We start from the raw sequence: 17,819 nt of genomic DNA, 5'->3' as shown, positions 1-17,819 counted from the left end.
GGCACGCTTTCACCTCGGATCCGTGCCGCCGCGTCCCGTTCGGCCGAGCGCACCGATCGCGGTCTCCCGCGCGGCCCGGCGGTCCGTCTTGCCACCCGGACCGAGTTCGAGCCGGTCGACGGTCACCACGTATTCCGGCAGGTACTCGACGGTGGTGCCCCGTGACCGCAGCCAGTCGGCGAGCGTACCGGTGTCGAGGTGACCGTCGTCCGTGAGAACGACGACGGCACAGACACGTTCGCCGTAGATGTCGTCGGGGATCCCGACGGCGGCGACGTCCGACACCTGCGGATGCCCGCGGACGAGGTCCTCGATCTCCACGATCGAGATGTTCTTGCCGCCGCGGATGACGAAGTCGGCTGTGCGGCCCACCACCCGCAGCCGGCCGAGGTCGTCGATCTCCACGACGTCACCGAGCAGCATTGCCCCGTCGTCGGTGTACAGCTCGGCGTTCGCGGCCGGATCGTCCCAGTAACCGGCGGACACCAGCGGCCCGGACACCGCGGGTCGACCCCGTCGCCCGTCCGCACACGTCGACCCGGTGTCGTCGAGCAGCCGCACCCGCATCGACTCGAGCAGGTGCCCGCACGTGCGCAGCCGGGTGTCGGTGTCGTCGGCCAGTGTCGTCCGGCTCACGCCGCCCGCCTCGTTGGAGCCGTAGAACTGCAGCACTTTCGCGCCGGTGCGGTCCTCGAATTCGCGGGCCGCGTCGTACGGTACGGGTTCGCCGCCGGTGTACAGCACCCGCAGGCTCGACAGGTCGTACCGGCGGGCGGCATCGGAGCGCAGCAGCATCTTGAACTGGGTACTGACACAGCACAGGACGGTCACCCGTTCCCGTTCGATCAGCATCGCCGTCTCGTCGACATCGAAGCGTGCAGTCACCACGGTCGGGATACCGAGCAGGGCGGGCAGGAAGTGCGCCGACCACAGGCCGAACCCGAACGGTGCCGGCACTACCGAGCACACGACGTCGCCTGGGCCGATGTCCGCACCGCGCATGGCTTCCCGCGCGAACTCCACCCATTTGCGTTCGGTGTGCGCCACCACTTTCGGTAGCCCCGTCGTGCCGGACGTCGAGTTGAGTAGCGTGACGTCCGCGCTCGTGAAGGTGCCGATGTCGCCGCTCCGGTCCGTGTCGTGCAGGGGATACCGGACGGCGGTTCCGCGCGGCGCGTCGACGACCACGACATCCGACGGTCGCACCCCGTGCCCGTGCAGGTCGTCGACGAGGTCCCGCCAGGACCGTCCTCGGACGGTGTCCGCGGTGACGAGGACCTCGGTGTTCGTGCGCCGCATGATGTGCGCGATCTCCCGTACCCCGGACCGGGCCCCGATCGCGGCGGCGATCCGCCCGGCACGGAAGCATCCGCACAGGGTGGCGTGTATCGCGGCCGTGTCGGGGAGCAGCACCGCCACCCGGTCACCGGATTCTCCTGCACACGAGAGCACTTCGGCCGCTATGACGTCCGCGAGTTCGTCGTAGTCACGCCACGTCGTCGTGCCGGCCCGGTCCACGAACGCCGGCCGGTCCGGGATCTGCCGCGCCCACGCGCGCACGACATCGTTCACGGACACGTCCGCGTAGTGTTCCGGCGTCGTCGCGAAGGCACCGGGAGCGAGGGCGGCGGAGCCGGGTCCGCCGGAGAGCACGTCGCTGTCGATTGTCATGGTCGCCTCATTCCTGTGCTGCCGCGTCGATGATCGCCTCGGTGATACCCATCGATCGGCGGTACTCCCGGTCGAGTTCGTCGGCATCGGCGCACTCGGCGACGATGCGGCCGCGCTGCATCACGTATCCGCGGTCCACGATCGATTTCAGGGCGGTGAGCGACGGTTCGGCGATCAGGACGGCGACACCGGACGCCGCCAGGTCGCGCACCGTGTCCCGCAGACCCGCGACGATCTTCGGGGCGAGTCCGGTGGTCATCTCGTCGAGCAGCAGCACCTTCGGTTCGGTGAGCAGGGCGCGGGCCAGGACGAGCATCTGTTGTTCACCGCCGCTGAGGACGCCCGCAAACCGGCCGGCGCGCTCGCGGAGGACGGGGAACCTGTCCAGCGAGGCGTCGACCGCGGTCTTGGGGAGCCCGAGGAGGTCGGCGCCGACCATGAGGTTCTCGACGACGGACATCTTCATGAACAGTTGACGCCCCTGTGGGACATAGGCGAATCCGCGTCGGCCCCGCGCCATCGCGGATTCCCGGCTGATGTCCGTACCGTCGAGGTGGACGGTTCCCGTGGACCGGATCGCCCCGTACACACCGGAGAAGAAGCTGCTCTTCCCGGCCCCGTTCGGGCCGACTACCGCTGTCACACAGCCCGATTCGGTGTCGAGCGACACCGAGGACACCGCGACGGCCGAGCCGTACCGCACGGTCATGTCCTGTACGTGCAGCATGCCGTCACGCCCCTTCCCCGAAGTACACTTCGCGCATCGCCGGGCTGCTCATGCACGCGTCCGGCGGCCCGGTGAAGGCGACCTCGCCGAAATTCAGCAGCACGACGTGCGTCGCGAGTTCCCGGACCAGGTCGACGTTGTGGTCGACGAGGACCACCCCGTTGCCGGCCTCCTGGATGGTGCGGACCGCACCGACGACGGCCTCGATGCTCTCCGGATCGCCGCTGGCGAACGGTTCGTCGAGGAGCAGGACCGCCGGTTCGCTCGCCATCGCGCGAGCCACCTCCACGAGTCTCCGCGTACCCAGGCTCAGATCACCGCACGGCACCGTCGTGTCGGCGATGCCGTATCGGGCTGCGATCGCGGCCGCCCGATCGATCGTGGCACCGGGGTGTCGGAACAGTCCTCGCCACGCCCACCTCCACGCCGCCGGGAACGATCCGATCGCGCGTCCGTGCAGTCCCGGGACGATGTTCTCGAGAGCCGTCAACTCCAGTGCGACCTGCGGGTGCTGGAACGTTCTGGCGAGTCCCTGCCGCGCCCGGTGCTCGGCCGCCCCGGTCACGGTGCGTCCGAGGAGTCGGATCTCGCCGGCATCGGCCCGCTGGGTGCCGAAGACGATGTCGATCAGGGTCGTCTTGCCGGCACCGTTCGGTCCGACGAGGGCCACGACCTCACCGGCGCCGACACCGAACGAGACGTCCCGCACGGCTCGGACCCCACCGTAGGACTTCGACAGTCCCCGGACCTCGAGCAACGGCTCTGTCGCCGTGGGCGCGGTCATCGGTCGGCTCCTTTCGCGGAGGACGGCGTGCGGCGTGCGGACCACAGGGAACGGATCCGGGTTCCGCACCACTGCGCATACCCGATCAGGCCGCCGGGAGCGACGATGATGATGAGCAGGACCGCCAGCGCCAGGAGCAGCTCGCCGCTGCCCCGGTAGCCGGGCATGTTCAGGGTCACCGCAACGACGACGACGGCGCCGAGCGGGGCACCCCACGCCGTTCCCCGGCCGCCGATGATCGGCATGAAGATCGCCAGGAACACGAGGTTCAGGGTGAGTGTCTCGGGCGTGACGGCCTGTACCGATCCCACGAACAGCGACCCGCCGAACGCGGCGATCGCGGCCCCGATCGCGAGCGCGACCATCCGCAGATGTGCCGGTTTCACCCCGGCTACCCGCACCGCGTCCTCGCTCTCGCGTGACACCTGCAACGTGATGCCCCAGACGGACTTCCGCAACCGATCGACGAGAACCGCTACGACGCACACGAATACGACGGCGGCTGCGACGAGGACCAGCCCGGGTGGCTCCCAGCCGAACACCGAGACCGGTGGAATTCGGGTGATGCCGCCGGCACCGCCGGTGATCGATCGGGCGTCGACGACCCAGTACTTGAAGGCGAGGCTGAACAGAAGGGTGACGGCCGCGAGATAGAACCCGGACAACCGCTGGGTGACCAGGCCCAGCAGCAGCGCCACCAGTGCCGCGACGACCGCGCCGGCGAGCCACCCCCACCACATCGACCAGCCGGTGTGCTTGGCGACGAGGGCCACCGCGTACGCACCGATCGCCGCATAGGCGCTGTATGCCATGGACATCGACCCGGCGAGAACGAACGGCACGTACATGCCTAGCGCCACCAGCCCGTACATGGCGGCGAGGAACACGAGGTCCTGACGGTACAGGCTCGGTCCCACCCAGAGCAGGGCCGCCGCGACCACGACGACAGTGATGCCGAACTCCTGCACACCGCGCGCGCCCCGGACCGGTCGGCGGGTCCGGGACGGGACCGCGAGCGCGGCCTCGGGCGTCGAAACAGCCATCACACACGCACCTTTCGGGTGATCAGGCCTTCCGGACGGAAGGCGAAGAACACGAGCGCGATGACGAGAATCGCAGTCTGCGCGGCGCTCGCACCGAAGTAGTAGGGGGCGAAGACCTGGGCGAATCCGAGGAGCAGCCCACCCACCAGCGGTGCCCAGGCTCGGCCGGTTCCACCGATCACGAGTGCCAGGAATGCGGTGAGCGTCCACGACAGGCCACTGGTGAACTGCACACCGGACTTGGGCGCGAACAGGATTCCCGCGACCGCGGCGATCAGACCGGCGACGACGAACGCCACCACCCGGATCCGGGCGACCGGCAGCCCGAGGATGCGGGCCGCCTCCGGGTTGTCGCCGACCGCGCGCAGCAGCCGCCCGGTCGAGGACGCCCGTAACCACCAGGCCGTCGCGACGAACACGATCACGGCACCGACCACCAGCGTGACGGTGGTGCCGCTCACGGTCACCCCGAACAGTTCGAACGGGCCGATGTCGAACACGCTGACACCGGGGAGCGGTGTCCGTCCGAACACGGTGCCGGCGAGCTGCTGCACCGCGAAGAGCACGGCGGTGACGGCGACGAGGGCGGGCAGCTCACCACGTCCGGACCGATGCTGCACCGGACGGACGACCAGCAGCTCGGTGGCGAGGGACAGGACGACGGCCAGGGCCACGCCGGCCGCCACCGCGATCCACACCGTCGTTCCGTGCTCGACGACGAGCCAGCTGGTCGCGATCGCCGCCGCCATCGCGTACGGCCCCATCGCGAAGTTGAAGAAGTCGGTTCCGATGACGACGAGATACATGGCCAGCGCGATGAGCGCGAAGAAGGAGCCGATCTCGACGGCCGCTACCCACAGTTGTGCGTTGCTCACTGAACCTCCCCGGTACACGGCGGCTGGTACGAACTCCACGGACCCGCCGGCGTGTTCTCCGGCCCGAACTCCATGAGGACGAGCCCGCACAGGCTGTCCGCGGCGAGATGGTCGTCCGGCCCGTACGACAGGGTCAGCGCCGGCTGCCCGAACGAGGACGGCAGTCCCCGGACGTTCTCGAGTGCGTCGCGGACCGCCCCACGATCGTGGGGGTCGTCCACCGTCTCGAGCGCCGCTTGCAGCAGGCGCACGGTGTCGAGGGCCTGGGCGTCGTAGGCGGTGGGCTCGTAGTCCGGTCCTTTCACCGACTGCACCAGGCTCGCGAGCTCACGGGTGCGCGGATTCTCGTATGTCAGGCTACCCATGAACACCATTCCGTCGAGTGACCCGCTGTCGGCGAGCGCCCACGACTTGGGCTGATTTCCGATGGACGCCAACGAGAACCGTGGCAGTTCCGGGGAGAGCCTGTGCAGGGTGTCGTGGGCGAGGATCTCGACGTGCCCGCCGACGCTGGCCACCAGCACGGCGTCCGGCTTCGTCTCGAGCAGTCGCGAGACCTGCGCGGTCAGGTCGGCGGCGTCGACGTCGACCTTCTCGGTGGTGGTGATGTCGACGCAGTCGCGCAGTGGCGGCGCGAGTGTCGCCATGACCCCGTCGATCGCGGCGCTGGAATCGGCCAGAACTGCGATCGTGCGGTACTTCTCGGCGGTGAACGCACCGCAGTAGACCTCGGCGTACTGCGACAACGAATTTGCGACCATGAACGAGTACTGTTCGTCCGGGGGCTTGGCGAAGCTGTCCACCAGCACGTTCGGTGAGATGCCGGGTATTCCGGAGCGCTGCAGCACCGACTTCGCCTGCATCACCGAACCGCTTCCGGTTGCGAGGACGACGGCGCTGGCGCCCTTGTCGATCATGCGACGGATCACCGACGGCGTCTTGGTGGGGTCGCTCTCGTCGTTCCCGACCTCGAGGACGATGCGCCGGCCGTTCACACCGCCGTTCGCATTGATGTCGGCGACCGCGGCCCGGACCGTGTCTCCCACGATGACGCTGTACGAGGCACCCGGTCCGGTGGAATCCTCGTCCAGTCCGATGACGATCGTATCGGGGGCAGGTTCCGATACTGCCGAGCATCCTCCTACGAGAAGCGTTGCCGCAGCGATTGTTCCGATCCGTACAACGTACTTCTTCCGCATACTCCACCTTCCGACAGGCAGTTCATGGATGCGTTACCGGTACTTCCTCAACTCCTGCCGCGCCACACTGCGGATGTGCACCTCGTCGGGTCCGTCGGCGATGCCGAGGATGCGGGCGCTGGCCCACATGCGGGCGATCGGATAGTCGTCGGTGACGCCGCCGCCGCCGTGGCACTGGATGGCCCGGTTCAGGACGGACCGGGCGACACGCGGACCGATCACCTTCACCGCGGCGATCTCGATCTGCGCGCCCTTGGCGCCGACCCGGTCGATCATCCAGGCGGTCTTGAGCACCAGCAGGCGCGCCTGCTCGATCTCCATGCGCGACTCCGCGATCCAGGTGCGAACCACACCCTGATCCGAGATCGGACCGCCGAAGGCGTTGCGTGCCATCGTGCGCCGCACCATCAGTTCCAGCCCGCGCTCGGCCATGCCGATGCACCGCATCGCGTGATGGATACGGCCCGGCCCGAGGCGTGCCTGGGCGATCGCGAATCCTTCGCCCTCTCCGGCGAGCATGTTGGTGACCGGCACCCGGACGTCGGTGAACTGGATCTCGGCGTGCCCCTGCTGGTCGTGGTAGCCGAAGATCGGCAGCGACCGGATGATCTCGACGCCCGGGGTGTCGACGGGGACGAGGATCATCGACTGCTGCCGGTGCGGGGCGGCGTCGGGATCGGTCTTGCCCATCAGCACGAGGATCTCGCAGCGCGGGTCCGCAGCACCGGTGGTCCACCACTTCCGACCGTTGATCACGTACTCGTCGCCGTCGCGCACGATGGACGTCGAGATGTTCCGGGCGTCCGACGACGCGACGTCCGGTTCGGTCATGGAGAAGCCGGACCGGATCCGGCCGTCGAGCAGCGGTTCGAGCCACCGCTCCTTCTGTTCGGGCGTGCCGAACATGTGCAGGATCTCCATGTTGCCGGTCGACGGGGCCGAACAGTTGAGCGCCTCCGGTGCGATGTACGGCGAGCGGCCGGTGACCTCGGCGATGTGCGCGTAGTCGAGGTGGGTGAGCCCGGACAGGGCGGGCAGGAAGAGGTTCCACATGCCCTGCCGGCGGGCCTCGGCCTTGAGATCCTCGACGACCGCCGGCAGCACGTGACTGCGCGGGCCGGACGCCTCGAGCTGCTCCGCGTACACCGGCTCGGCCGGGTACACGTACTCGTCCATGAACGCCTCGAGCCGCTTGATGATGTCCCGGGCTTCCGGGCTCGGTGACAGGTCCACCGTCAGTTCCTTCCGCTCGTGAGGACGACCTTGCCGCGGGCCCGCCTACCCATCACCACACCCAGGGCCGTCGGCGCGTCGGCCAGCGGATAGGTGCCGTCGACGTGCGGGCGCAGCGCACCACGGTCGTACCAGTCGAAGAGGTTGCGCATGTTGTCGGCGTTACGGTCCGGGTTCCGCCGAGCCCACGCACCCCACAGCACGCCGTGTACCGAACCTTCGGTGACGAGCAGCCGGTTCAGGCCCACCTTCGGAATGTCACCGGACGCATATCCGACGGTGAGATATCTTCCACCCCAACTCAATGCGCGAACAGCTGTCTGAGCATGCTCACCACCGACCGGGTCGTACACGACGTTCACACCGTCCGGGGCCACGGCCTTCAACCGGGCGCGCAGGTCGTCGGCGGTGTAGTCGATCACCTCGTCCGCGCCGTGCTCGCGGCACAGCGCCAACTTGTCCGGGCTGGAGGCGGCGGCGATCACGCGGGCGCCCAGTACCTTCCCGATCTCGACGGCCGTCAGTCCGACGCCACCGGACGCGCCGAGGACCAGCAGGGTCTCCCCCGCCGCCAGGGCGCCCCGGTCGACGAGACCGTGGTACGACGTCCCGTAGGTGACCGCGAATCCGGCGGCGTCGACGAACGACATGGACTCCGGGACGGGGAACACCATGCTCTCCGGGACCGACACGAGTTCGGCGTAGCCGCCCATGCCGCAGAATGCGAGAACCCGATCCCCCACCGTGATTCCGGTGACGTCGACGCCGACGGCCCGCACCACACCGGCCGCTTCGGAGCCGGGAACGAACGGCAGTTCCGGTGCGGTCTGGTAGTTGCCGGACACGATGAGCCCGTCGGGGAAGTTCACCCCGGCCGCATGCACCTCGACGAGAACGTCACCGGGCCCGACGACGGGATCGTCGATGTCGGTCCACCGCAACACGTCCGGTGCGCCGAGCACCTCGCACAACTGGACCTTCACGCGGCGTCTCCCGTCACGAAGGTGGCCCACGCCTTGACGGCGAGTCCACCGGTCTGGCGGGCGCAGTCGAGTTCGAGGTCGATCTTGGCGACACCGTCGTCCTCGTACTCGCGTAGGACCGTCGCCGAGCAGGTGAGCACGTCGTCGGGCCACACCTGCTCGAGGAACCGGACCCGGAACGACCGGATGTTCTCGGCGCCCAGCCAGTCGGTGGCATAGCTCGCGAGCAGCCCCGCCTGGTACATGCCCACCGAGAAGGGACTCTTGTAGCCGGCGGCCTCGGCGAACGTCTGGTCGTGGTGGATCGGATTCATGTCCCCCGACGCGCCCTGGTAGCGGACGAAGTCGGTGCGGGTGACCGGCCCGACCGTCCGGGGTGCGGGTACCTGCAGTGTCACGGTCATGCGTCCTCCGTTGCGGGGCGGGCGGTTTCGACACCGGTCATGGTGGCGCGGGCCACGAGCGTGCCGGTCTCGTCGACGAAATCGGTGACCATGACCGCGAACGTCATCTCGCCACCACGACGGCCCTGCTTGGTGTAGACGTCGGCGATGCGCGACGTGCACCGCAGCCGGGTGCCGGCCTTGGGCGGCGGCCCGAAGAACTCGTACTGCTGCTCGGCGTGCAAACCGCGCTTCTGGTCGAGTTCCACCGACTTCCAGGGGTTTCCCTCCGGGGGCTGCCAGTGCAAGGTCGTGGTGAGGAACGTCGGCGGGGACACCGCGTCCTCCCGCTCGAGATAGTCGGGATCGGACGATCCGGTCGCCTTCGCGAACTCCCGGATCTTGCCTCGTTCGACGACGAGATCGAAGGGAACACCCTCGACACCGACGGCGGCTGCGTTGGCCATGTTTTCTCCTGCGCTCGTGGTTCGGGACGTGCTCAGACGAGTCCGCTCATCTCCTGGACGAGCTCGTCGACGGTCCAGCGGGCGCCCTTGTCGAGGACCTTCCCGTACTGCCAGCCGAGGAACTGCCGGATCTCGCCACCCTTGGCGTAGAACACCGACCCGTTTGCCGGGCACGCTTCGGTGAGGAGGTAGGCGACGACGGGCGAGACGTTGCCCGGGTGGTAGACATCGAACTCGTTCGGGTCGGCGGGCTCGGCCACCATGTCCTTGATCCCGGGCACGTTCTCGGTCATGCGGGTGCGGGCCACCGGGGTGATGGCGTTGGCCCGAATCCCGTAACGCTCCAACTCCTGCGCGAGAATGACGGTGAGCGACGCGATACCGGCCTTGGCGGCACCGTAGTTGCTCTGCCCGACGGCGCCGAGCAGCCCGGACGTGCTCGAGACGTTCACGATCGACGCCTTCACCGCATCCCCCGCCTTCGAGCGGTCCCGCCAGTGCGCGCCGAACACCCGGCACGGCGCGAATGTGCCGCGCAGTTGCCCGGTGATGACGTCGTCCCACTCGTCCTCGCTCATGTTGACGAACATGCGATCTCGCAGGATGCCGGCGTTGTTCACGAGCCCGTGCACCTCACCGAAGCTGCCCAGTGCGGTGTCGAGCAGGCTCTGGGCACCCTCGATCGTCGTGACGTCCGCCGTGTTCACCACCGCAATGCCTCCGGCCGCGGTGATCTCGTCCGCGACCTGCGCCGCCAGTGACGGATCCGATCCCTTGCCGTCCGGACCGGCGCCGGTGTCGTTGACGACCACCCGGGCCCCCTCGGCGGCGGCCAGCAGCGCGTGCTCGCGACCGATACCGCGACCGGCGCCGGTCACCACGATCACTCGATCCTTCAGCTGGTTCATCTGATGTCTCCTCGTAGAAGTATGAGTTCGGTTGTGCACTAGACACGCTCGTCGGTGCCAGTGAGCCGGCCCAGGACGGACTCCGCCTCCCGTACCATCCGGTCGATCAGCTCGGCGCAGCTCGGGACGTCGTCGATGAGCCCCACCACCTGGCCGGTGGCCATCACCCCGACGTCGGCGTTGCCGTCGACGAGTGCGGAGCGATACAGCATCGGGGCGTTCGCGGCCATGACGACCTGACGCCATCCGAGTTCGTGACTCTTCTTCATCTCGAGTCCCTCGCGGATCATGTCCTTCCACGAGGCACCCGAGAGCTTCTGGAAGGCAACGGCGTTACGGACGGCGCGCAGCATGCGCTGCGGCCCCCGCGTGGACTCGAGCTGATCGATCGTCCCGGCGCGCAGCACCCGCTGCGGCACCCCGTCGATTTCGAGCGTCACGACGGTGTCGTTCACCGACTTCGACAGGTAGACGTCCTTGACCGACTGCGCCACCGGCGAATCACTGGTGAGCATGAAGCGGGTGCCCATCGCGATGCCGTCGGCACCGTACGCGAGCGCGGACACCAGCCCACGGCCGTCGAAGTAGCCGCCGGCGGCGATCACCGGGATGTCGACGGCGTCGACGACCTGCGGCAGCAGCAGGCTGGTCGGGACGGCGCCGGTATGGCCGCCACCCTCCCCGCCCTGCACGACGACGGCGTCGACGCCCCACTCGGCGACCTTCTCGGCGTGCCGGCGGGCACCGATCGACGGCACCACCACCAGTCCGGCGTCCTTGAGTTTCGCGATCAGGTCCCGTTTGGGGGCCAGCGCGAACGACGCCACCTTCACCCCGGACCGGATCATGAGGTCGAGGCGCCGGTCGACGTCCTCCTGGTTGGCGCGCACGTTCACCCCGAACGGGGCGTCGGTGTGGTCCTTGACGTGGTTGATCGCCTGCTCGAGTTCGTCGTAGGTGAGCATGCCGCCGGCGATGATCCCGAGCCCACCCGCCGCGGCGGTGGCCGCGGTGAGGCGGGCGTCGGAGACGTAGCCCATGCCGGTCTGCACGATCGGGTAGCGCACGCCGAACAGATCGCACAGCCTGGTGTGCAGCGCCGGATGGATCGCATTCCCGTCGGTCACGGCCGTCATGCTTGGACCTCCTTGTCCCGCAGGTTCTTCGGGTCGATCACGGTGCGGATCAGTTCGAGTTCCTCGGCGGTCGGCATCCGGGTCTCCGACACCGACTCCGGGACCACCAACTCGCATCCGGTGGCCGCGACGACGTCGTCGACGGTGACACCGGGATGCACCGACACGAGGCGGAGCCGGCCGGTGTCGGGCGTGAAGTCGAAGACCGCGAGATCGGTGACGACCCGGCGTAGCTCGTGGTAGCGGGACGCCGCCGGCCCGGCCTTGCGTGCGTTGTCGTAGCCGACACCGGACACCATGTCGACCTTGGGCACGAACACCCGCGTGCTGTGCTTGGGCACCCAGTAGCTGGTGGGATGGTAGACGGTGTTGCTCGGCGCACCGCGGACACCGAGCAACTGCACCTTCGGCTGCGCGTGGTCTCCGATCGCGGATATGTTGCAGTTGCCGTACGTGTCGAGCTGGGTCGGGATCATCGTGATGTGGCGCTTGCCGTTCCACACCAGACTGAAGATCTGGTTGAACGGCAGCCACGCCTCGACGTCACCCTCCGCGGGGCCACCGACCGCCCACGTTCCCCGGACCGCGCTGGCCTCTCCGTCCGAGATCACCAGGTCCGGTTCGAACGTGTGCCGGGCCAGGCGAACCCCGATCGCAGGGATCGTCCCGAACGCGCTCGCGATCACCTCACCGTTACCGCGATACGCCTCGGCGCACGCCACCACACATACTTCCGCCCGTGTCGCTGCACTCATGCCGAAGCCTCCTCACGCTCGCCGTGCACCGCGCGCTGATATTCCGCCTCCGGGACCGCCAGGTAGCGGTCGACGAACGCCTGCCATTGCTCTGGATCCTTTGCCGCCGAGACGTATTCGCGCTGGAATGCCTCGTCGCGGTCGTAGTCCGGCACGCACGACGTGAAGTGCGCGCCACCCGGAGCCTGCACCACGCCGGACACCAGTAGACGCGGGATCCGAATCGTCGACGGATGAGCGGCGGCGGTGAGTTCCGCGGTCGGAACGATGCGCTCACACGAGACGAACACCTGTTCGGCGGCCATGCAGAACAGATCGTCGAAGTACAGGTCCGGACCCAGGTACTGGGCATTGCCGTGCACGTCGGCACGGTTCATGTGGACCAGCGCCGCATCGAGCGGGATCGCAGGCATCGCGACGAGGGTCTCGTCACCGTACGGGTCGGTGACCGTGCGCAACTCGGGGTTGACACGCATGACGTCCGAGCCGAGACCCGCACGAGTCGGCAGGTAGGGCAGCCGGATACCGGCGGCGTACAGGCCCCATTGGAGCATTCCCTCGTCGTACTCGGCGACCTCGACGCGCCCGCCCTGCCGGGCGGCGCGGAAGTGCGGGTCGAGCGGGATCGAGTCCAGCGACACGAACCCGAAGACGACCTTGCGCACCTTGCCCGCCGCGCACAGCAGGCCCACGTCCGGCCCGCCGTACGACACGACCGTGAGATCGTCGATGTCCGACCGCAGGATCTCCCGCACGAGCGACATGGGCTTGCGCCGCGAACCCCACCCACCGATACCGATGGTCATACCGGATTTCAGCCGGCTGACCACTTCCTTCTCCGACATCGTCTTGTCCGACAATTCGATCCATCCTTCGTCTACGTCCCGACCGCGCGTCTTCGTCCCTTCGGGTCCGCGCGTATCAAACATTTGCTACATACTCTCGCGGGATCACGGCACGTACTTCCGCATCCACTCCAGCCCACGTCCCATCGCGCTCTCGGCGCCCTCCTCGTCGATCGCCGGACCGAGCAGCTCGAGATCGATCAGCCCGGTGTATCCGAGTGCGCCCACCTCGGACACCATCCGGTCGAGGGGAATGCTCCCCTCCCCCGGGACCCGACGGTTCGGCACCGACGTCGCGTCGACGTGACGATCCCCGATCTGCACGATCCGGATCGAGTCCAGATTGTCGCCGATCGTCTGCATCAAATCCCTCTCCTGCCACGCCGAACACAGATCCACCATGAGTCCGACACCGAGCCGGCGGGCCAGTTCCGCGATGTCCGCGACACTGTGTGTGAAGCTCATCGCCGACCGGATCGACATGGTGTTCTCCAGCGCGAGACCGATCCCCCGCTCCTCCGCGTACGCGACGAGCGGAGCGAACCGCTCGGCCGCGGCGTCGGCGGCCTCCTCCCAGGAGAGCCGGCCGGATCCACCCGAGGTGAAACACACTGTGGGGGCACCGATCTCCGCCGCGGCGTCGATCGCCCGCTCGAGCGTGGACAGCACGCGTTCCCATCCGTCGCCGTCGTGCATGGCACGGCACCCACCGGCGATGAACTCGGGCTGTAGGCCGGACACCCGGATCGTCTCGATCGACTCGTTCCAGCCCTGACCGGCCATAGTCGCCGCCAACAGCCCGAAGCGGTCCACGCCGATGCGGCGCAGCATCGCCAGCGATTCCCCGAGTGGGCGGTCGGCCGTCGCCGCAATACAGACACTGAGGGCGGACCGGTGGTCCACATCCGTGATCGAGGGAGAGTGGTGCACGAATCCTCCTGTCGCAGAGCAGGTGACAATGCCGAGATCGTGGTGCGAACGCAATGTAGCAAATGTTTGATGCGCCGTATAGTCTCCCTCTCGTACCGGCGATTCGCACACGCCGAACGCCGGCTCTGCCCCTACCGGAAAGGCAGCCGATGGCCAGCACCACCGACACCGGGATCCGCGACGACGCGGTCTCCCGGTGGTTCACCGAGCACGTCGACGACGCGACGGGGCCGTTCCGCTTCGAGCGCATCGCCGGCGGCCGGTCCAACCTGACCTACCTGGTACAGGGCCCCAGCGCCCGGTGGGTCCTGCGACGACCACCCCTGGGCATGGCACATTCGCGCGCCCACGACGTGCTCCGTGAAGCCGAGGTACTCGACCGTCTGCGGAACACTCCGGTGCCGACCCCGCTGATCGTCGGTACCTGCGACGACGACGCCGTCACCGGCGCGCCGTTCTTCGTCATGAACCACCTCGACGGCGTCGTGCTCCGCGATCCCGACACGGTGACGGCCACGGTGCCCGTCGATCGACGCCCCGCCGTCGCGGCCGAACTGGTCCGGGCCCTGGCCACCCTGCACGCCGTGGACCCGCGCGACGTCGGCTGGGGCGGCCTCGCCGACCGCGACGACTACCTCGCCCGTCAGCTGCGGCGCTGGTCGACGAACTGGGCCCAGGACCGCGTCCGTGTCCTCGACGACATCGGACGCGCCCACGATCGCCTGCTCGAACGCCTGCCCCGGCAGGGCTCCGCGCGGATCGTCCACGGCGACTTCCGGCTCGACAACTGCCTCTTCGCACCCGACGGCACGATCGGCGGGATCCTCGACTGGGAGCTCACGACCGTCGGTGACCCGCTGGCCGATCTCGGCCAACTGCTCGCGTACTGGGCGCAGCTCGACGACGAGGTGTGCGCCCTCGAGAACCCACCCACCCGCGTGCCGGGATTTCCCACGCGCGACGACCTGGTGGAGCAGTACCTCGCCGCGGTACGGCCGGACACGGTGCCCGACATCGACTTCTACATCGCCTACAACTGGTGGAAGATCGCGTGCATCGTCGAGGGTGTCTACACGCGCATGCTGCGTGGCGCGATGGGCGCGAGCGACCGCTCACCGGAATCCTTCGGCGCTCAGGCCGAGCGGCTGGCGGCGCAGGCCTGGCGGTACGCGAGCCGGCTCTGATCAGCCCTCCGTTCCGTCCGGCAACCCCGGAGCGGACCCACACATCGGTAGCAAATGTTTGCTGCCGATAGAGTCGACCCGGACAACACGATCGCCCGGGTCACCGGGCCGTCTCGATTTCGGAGGTAGGTATGGAGTGGTCGGAGCGCCACACCTTGATCATGGAGCAGGCCGCAGCCCTGTTCGCTACGAAGGGTATCGCCGGCACCAAGGTGCGTGACATCGCCGACGGTGTGGGCATCCTCTCCGGCAGTCTGTACCACTACTTTCCGTCCAAGGACGCGATAGCCGAACTGATCGTCACCCGGTATCTCGACGCCCTCGTCGACGAGTACAGGGCGATCCTCGTATCGTCGAACGATCCACGAGAACGCCTCGACGACCTCGTGAAGGCATCGTTCCGGGTCAGCCAGGCGCACCCGCACGCGTCGGAGATCTACCAGAACAACGGCACCTATCTGCGCAAGCTGAAGTCGCACCGCAAGATTCGCGACGCTGCGCGAACCACGAAGGATGCCTGGATGACGGTGATCGAATCCGGCATCGCCTCGGGCGAGTTCCGCTCAGACCTGCCCGCCGAGGTGCTGTACGGCCTCATCCGCGACGCCGTGTGGCTGTCGCTGCGCTGGTTCACCCCCACCCGAGACTTCGGTATCGACCAGCTCGCCGACTCGGTGGTGTCGGTGTTCCTGGAAGGCATTCGAGCGCACCCCTGATCCGCCGGGCTTCCGACGAGCAGCCTCCTCGGCACCGGCGTCCACTCGGCGCCGGTGCCGCATGAGTTGCCGCACAGGCCCGGCGGTACGCGCAGCGGTCGTGAGCGGCCAGGCGTCTACGAAGAGGTGGACGTCCACAGCGACGGCCCTGGACGTCCACCTCACGCTGTTTCTCGGACAAAACGCAGATCAGTTCTTCGACAACCACGCGGTGTCGAAGAACCAGATGTTGTCCGCCGTCCGCTCGACCCCGTGGACGTTGTCGTCCCAGGCGGTGAGCGTCGACATCGGGCCGAGCACAACGTAGGGAATGGTCTCGTTCATTCGCTGCTGTACCTTGCTCAGGACGGCGTTCTTGTCCTCATCGGTGGACGCAGTCTGCACTTCGCGTATCAACTCGTCCATCTGCTCGTCCGCATATCCCTGCGGGTTGTTGCTCGAGTTACTCATCATGCTGCCCTGGAGTCGGAGCAGCGGGGCGTCGTCGAGGAACGCGGAGCCGCTACGAACTATGTCGAAGTCGCGCTCGGCGAACACTCGTCGATTGTTCTCGGCCGCGGCACCAACGGTGTCCAGGCTCACGTCGAATCCGATCGCATTCAGCGACGCCTGCACAGCCAACGCCGCCTGCATCGCGAACTGCTCGGTGGACGTGAGCAGACGGAGCTTGCCGTCGTAACCGTCGGCTTTGGCCTCGTCGAGGAATTCCTTGGCCTTCTTCGGGTCGTACACGATCCCGTCGACAGTGCTGGTCCACCGGGAGTTGGCCGTCAGCAGGTTCGAATCCACGATGCCCAGACCATTGTGCGCACGATCATTGAAGATAACCGGATCGACGCCGTACGCGACCGCCTTGCGCACCCGTAGATCGGCCCCGGGGCGCCCCTCACGCTGATTGATGAGCAAGATCTGGCCGAGGCCTTGAACATCCAGGAATCCTGGATACCCGCGATCGAGAGTGTTCTTGATGACGACCTCGTCGAGGACGATGTGAGCCATGTCGAGTTGCCCGCTCTCGAGCGAGTCGAGCTGGGGCTGTGCGCCGGAGGTCGGCACGAAGCGAAGCCCGTCCAGATGCGGCTTCCCCCCGTAGTAGTCCGCCCGTGCGGTCAGGGCGATTTCCTCGTTGGGTGCGAACTTGGTCAGGGTGAACGGGCCCGCGCCGATGGGGGTGAACGTGCCGCCGGATTCGGAGCTCGGCGCCACAATGTATCCCGGGCCCATCGCCAGCAGCACAGGGAATCGGCTCCATGACCGATCGAGGTTGAACACGACCGTGTGAGGGTCCGGGGTGTCGATGCTGCTCAACACGCTCGAGAAGGTAGTTGCCTGGTCGAAATTCGCGGCCAGGTACCGTTCCATGCTCCACTTCACAGCTGCCGAGTCGACCGCCGTCCCGTCGCTGAACGTGGCGCCGCCCCGCAGTTCGACGGTGAACTGGGTGTAATCGTCGTTGTTCGTCAGCCGTTCCGCGAGCTGAGGCTCGAAACCACCGCTCTCGTAGTCGGACCGGACGAGGGTGTCGTAGATGGCGGCAAGTTCCGTTCCGCCCACCGCACCGTTCGCCCTGGTCTTGGTCGGATCCAGCGCGTTCGGTAACACGTAGGAACCGAAGGTCAGCGTACCCCCGTCCACCGGCTCGCCGGCCTCCTCGAGCCCGAGGAAACCTACCTCCCGATCGGCGGCTCGGGTGTTCCCCACATCTTCCGAGGCCGCAGACGCACATCCGGCGATCGTCATCAGACCGGCCAACCCGACCGCAACCAGCGGCAGGGACCGCCGTCGTCTGTTCAATTTCATATTGCCTACCTTGATGTTTCGAAAGAAGTTCCGCCGACACAATGAAGCGGGGCACCACTATCTGTACACGTACAGATAGATCACAATAATACCGTCTGCCGACCCTCCCCGTAAGCACTTTTCACGGGTTTGTGAATCGAAAGTCGATGTGCAGCAATGTATTTAATCCCCTCAAGCATC

General features: G+C 67.6%; 18 protein-coding genes. 2 read left to right on the top strand and 16 right to left on the bottom strand.

What is annotated here, in order from left to right:
* Window positions 1-9: 9 nt before the first annotated feature.
* The 15 genes from Q5696_RS00590 to Q5696_RS00520 all read right to left on the bottom strand — a co-directional run bounded on the left by Q5696_RS00590 (window position 10) and on the right by Q5696_RS00520 (window position 13,840).
* Window positions 10-1,671, bottom strand: a complete 1,662-nt coding sequence (locus tag Q5696_RS00590) for a class I adenylate-forming enzyme family protein (protein WP_305093316.1) — start codon at window positions 1,669-1,671, stop codon at window positions 10-12.
* 7 nt (window positions 1,672-1,678) lie between these two features.
* Window positions 1,679-2,398, bottom strand: coding sequence for an ABC transporter ATP-binding protein (locus Q5696_RS00585; RefSeq protein WP_305093315.1), 720 nt, complete (start codon window positions 2,396-2,398; stop codon window positions 1,679-1,681).
* Window positions 2,399-2,402: 4 nt separating this feature from the next.
* Window positions 2,403-3,182, bottom strand: coding sequence for an ABC transporter ATP-binding protein (locus tag Q5696_RS00580; RefSeq protein ID WP_305093314.1), 780 nt, complete (start codon window positions 3,180-3,182; stop codon window positions 2,403-2,405).
* On the bottom strand, window positions 3,179-4,225 hold the full coding sequence (locus tag Q5696_RS00575; RefSeq protein ID WP_305093313.1) for a branched-chain amino acid ABC transporter permease: 1,047 nt from the start codon (window positions 4,223-4,225) through the stop codon (window positions 3,179-3,181). The genes Q5696_RS00580 and Q5696_RS00575 overlap by 4 nt, the downstream gene beginning before the upstream one ends.
* Window positions 4,225-5,100, bottom strand: a complete 876-nt coding sequence (locus Q5696_RS00570; RefSeq protein ID WP_305093312.1) for a branched-chain amino acid ABC transporter permease — start codon at window positions 5,098-5,100, stop codon at window positions 4,225-4,227. Before Q5696_RS00570 ends, Q5696_RS00575 begins: the two co-directional genes overlap by 1 nt.
* On the bottom strand, window positions 5,097-6,299 hold the full coding sequence (locus Q5696_RS00565; RefSeq protein WP_305093311.1) for an ABC transporter substrate-binding protein: 1,203 nt from the start codon (window positions 6,297-6,299) through the stop codon (window positions 5,097-5,099). The genes Q5696_RS00570 and Q5696_RS00565 overlap by 4 nt, the downstream gene beginning before the upstream one ends.
* A 33-nt stretch (window positions 6,300-6,332) precedes the next feature.
* Window positions 6,333-7,532, bottom strand: a complete 1,200-nt coding sequence (locus tag Q5696_RS00560) for an acyl-CoA dehydrogenase family protein (protein ID WP_305093310.1) — start codon at window positions 7,530-7,532, stop codon at window positions 6,333-6,335.
* Between the two features lie 2 nt (window positions 7,533-7,534).
* On the bottom strand, window positions 7,535-8,515 hold the full coding sequence (locus tag Q5696_RS00555) for an NADPH:quinone oxidoreductase family protein (protein WP_305093309.1): 981 nt from the start codon (window positions 8,513-8,515) through the stop codon (window positions 7,535-7,537).
* Complete coding sequence (locus Q5696_RS00550) at window positions 8,512-8,919, bottom strand: MaoC/PaaZ C-terminal domain-containing protein (protein ID WP_305093308.1); 408 nt, start codon at window positions 8,917-8,919, stop codon at window positions 8,512-8,514. Before Q5696_RS00550 ends, Q5696_RS00555 begins: the two co-directional genes overlap by 4 nt.
* Window positions 8,916-9,365, bottom strand: a complete 450-nt coding sequence (locus tag Q5696_RS00545) for an FAS1-like dehydratase domain-containing protein (RefSeq protein WP_305093307.1) — start codon at window positions 9,363-9,365, stop codon at window positions 8,916-8,918. Before Q5696_RS00545 ends, Q5696_RS00550 begins: the two co-directional genes overlap by 4 nt.
* 32 nt (window positions 9,366-9,397) lie before the next feature.
* A complete protein-coding gene (locus tag Q5696_RS00540) occupies window positions 9,398-10,273 on the bottom strand; it encodes an SDR family oxidoreductase (protein ID WP_305093306.1) in 876 nt (291 codons plus the stop codon).
* Between the two features lie 38 nt (window positions 10,274-10,311).
* Window positions 10,312-11,409: an NAD(P)H-dependent flavin oxidoreductase gene (locus tag Q5696_RS00535; RefSeq protein WP_305093305.1), complete on the bottom strand. Its 1,098-nt coding sequence runs from the start codon at window positions 11,407-11,409 to the stop codon at window positions 10,312-10,314.
* Window positions 11,406-12,164 (bottom strand): CoA-transferase subunit beta, encoded by a 759-nt coding sequence (locus Q5696_RS00530; protein WP_305093304.1) that lies wholly within the window; start codon window positions 12,162-12,164, stop codon window positions 11,406-11,408. The genes Q5696_RS00535 and Q5696_RS00530 overlap by 4 nt, the downstream gene beginning before the upstream one ends.
* Window positions 12,161-13,024, bottom strand: coding sequence for a CoA transferase subunit A (locus tag Q5696_RS00525; protein WP_370654838.1), 864 nt, complete (start codon window positions 13,022-13,024; stop codon window positions 12,161-12,163). The genes Q5696_RS00530 and Q5696_RS00525 overlap by 4 nt, the downstream gene beginning before the upstream one ends.
* 90 nt (window positions 13,025-13,114) lie before the next feature.
* On the bottom strand, window positions 13,115-13,840 hold the full coding sequence (locus Q5696_RS00520) for a sugar phosphate isomerase/epimerase family protein (protein ID WP_305093303.1): 726 nt from the start codon (window positions 13,838-13,840) through the stop codon (window positions 13,115-13,117).
* 248 nt (window positions 13,841-14,088) lie between these two features.
* Between Q5696_RS00520 and Q5696_RS00515 the strand changes: the two genes are divergently transcribed.
* Together Q5696_RS00515 and Q5696_RS00510 are read left to right on the top strand one after the other, a co-directional pair.
* On the top strand, window positions 14,089-15,123 hold the full coding sequence (locus Q5696_RS00515) for a phosphotransferase family protein (RefSeq protein WP_305093302.1): 1,035 nt from the start codon (window positions 14,089-14,091) through the stop codon (window positions 15,121-15,123).
* A gap of 131 nt (window positions 15,124-15,254) precedes the next feature.
* On the top strand, window positions 15,255-15,839 hold the full coding sequence (locus Q5696_RS00510; RefSeq protein ID WP_305093301.1) for a TetR/AcrR family transcriptional regulator: 585 nt from the start codon (window positions 15,255-15,257) through the stop codon (window positions 15,837-15,839).
* Window positions 15,840-16,028: 189 nt separating this feature from the next.
* Here the strand turns inward: Q5696_RS00510 and Q5696_RS00505 are convergent, their stop codons facing one another.
* The gene (locus Q5696_RS00505; protein ID WP_305093300.1) at window positions 16,029-17,639 is read right to left on the bottom strand and encodes an ABC transporter substrate-binding protein; all 1,611 of its coding nucleotides are present in this window, start codon (window positions 17,637-17,639) and stop codon (window positions 16,029-16,031) included.
* Window positions 17,640-17,819 lie beyond the last annotated feature (180 nt).

The organism is Prescottella sp. R16 (assembly GCF_030656875.1).
In the GTDB taxonomy this organism is placed as follows: domain Bacteria; phylum Actinomycetota; class Actinomycetes; order Mycobacteriales; family Mycobacteriaceae; genus Prescottella.
The sequence above is the reverse complement of the archived record's forward strand: the minus strand, read 5'-3'. Positions and strand labels throughout refer to the sequence as shown.

What these genes read in the sequence shown, in the direction of transcription:
- Q5696_RS00590 (WP_305093316.1), bottom strand. Translation starts at nt 1,671, where the DNA reads ATGACAATCGACAGCGACGTGCTCTCCGGCGGACCCGGCTCCGCCGCC.
- Q5696_RS00585 (WP_305093315.1), bottom strand. Translation starts at nt 2,398, where the DNA reads ATGCTGCACGTACAGGACATGACCGTGCGGTACGGCTCGGCCGTCGCG.
- Q5696_RS00580 (WP_305093314.1), bottom strand. Translation starts at nt 3,182, where the DNA reads ATGACCGCGCCCACGGCGACAGAGCCGTTGCTCGAGGTCCGGGGACTG.
- Q5696_RS00575 (WP_305093313.1), bottom strand. Translation starts at nt 4,225, where the DNA reads ATGGCTGTTTCGACGCCCGAGGCCGCGCTCGCGGTCCCGTCCCGGACC.
- Q5696_RS00565 (WP_305093311.1), bottom strand. Translation starts at nt 6,299, where the DNA reads ATGCGGAAGAAGTACGTTGTACGGATCGGAACAATCGCTGCGGCAACG.
- Q5696_RS00550 (WP_305093308.1), bottom strand. Translation starts at nt 8,919, where the DNA reads ATGACCGTGACACTGCAGGTACCCGCACCCCGGACGGTCGGGCCGGTC.
- Q5696_RS00545 (WP_305093307.1), bottom strand. Translation starts at nt 9,365, where the DNA reads ATGGCCAACGCAGCCGCCGTCGGTGTCGAGGGTGTTCCCTTCGATCTC.
- Q5696_RS00540 (WP_305093306.1), bottom strand. Translation starts at nt 10,273, where the DNA reads ATGAACCAGCTGAAGGATCGAGTGATCGTGGTGACCGGCGCCGGTCGC.
- Q5696_RS00535 (WP_305093305.1), bottom strand. Translation starts at nt 11,409, where the DNA reads ATGACGGCCGTGACCGACGGGAATGCGATCCATCCGGCGCTGCACACC.
- Q5696_RS00530 (WP_305093304.1), bottom strand. Translation starts at nt 12,164, where the DNA reads ATGAGTGCAGCGACACGGGCGGAAGTATGTGTGGTGGCGTGCGCCGAG.
- Q5696_RS00520 (WP_305093303.1), bottom strand. Translation starts at nt 13,840, where the DNA reads ATGCTGCGCCGCATCGGCGTGGACCGCTTCGGGCTGTTGGCGGCGACT.
- Q5696_RS00515 (WP_305093302.1), top strand. Translation starts at nt 14,089, where the DNA reads ATGGCCAGCACCACCGACACCGGGATCCGCGACGACGCGGTCTCCCGG.
- Q5696_RS00510 (WP_305093301.1), top strand. Translation starts at nt 15,255, where the DNA reads ATGGAGTGGTCGGAGCGCCACACCTTGATCATGGAGCAGGCCGCAGCC.
- Q5696_RS00505 (WP_305093300.1), bottom strand. Translation starts at nt 17,639, where the DNA reads ATGAAATTGAACAGACGACGGCGGTCCCTGCCGCTGGTTGCGGTCGGG.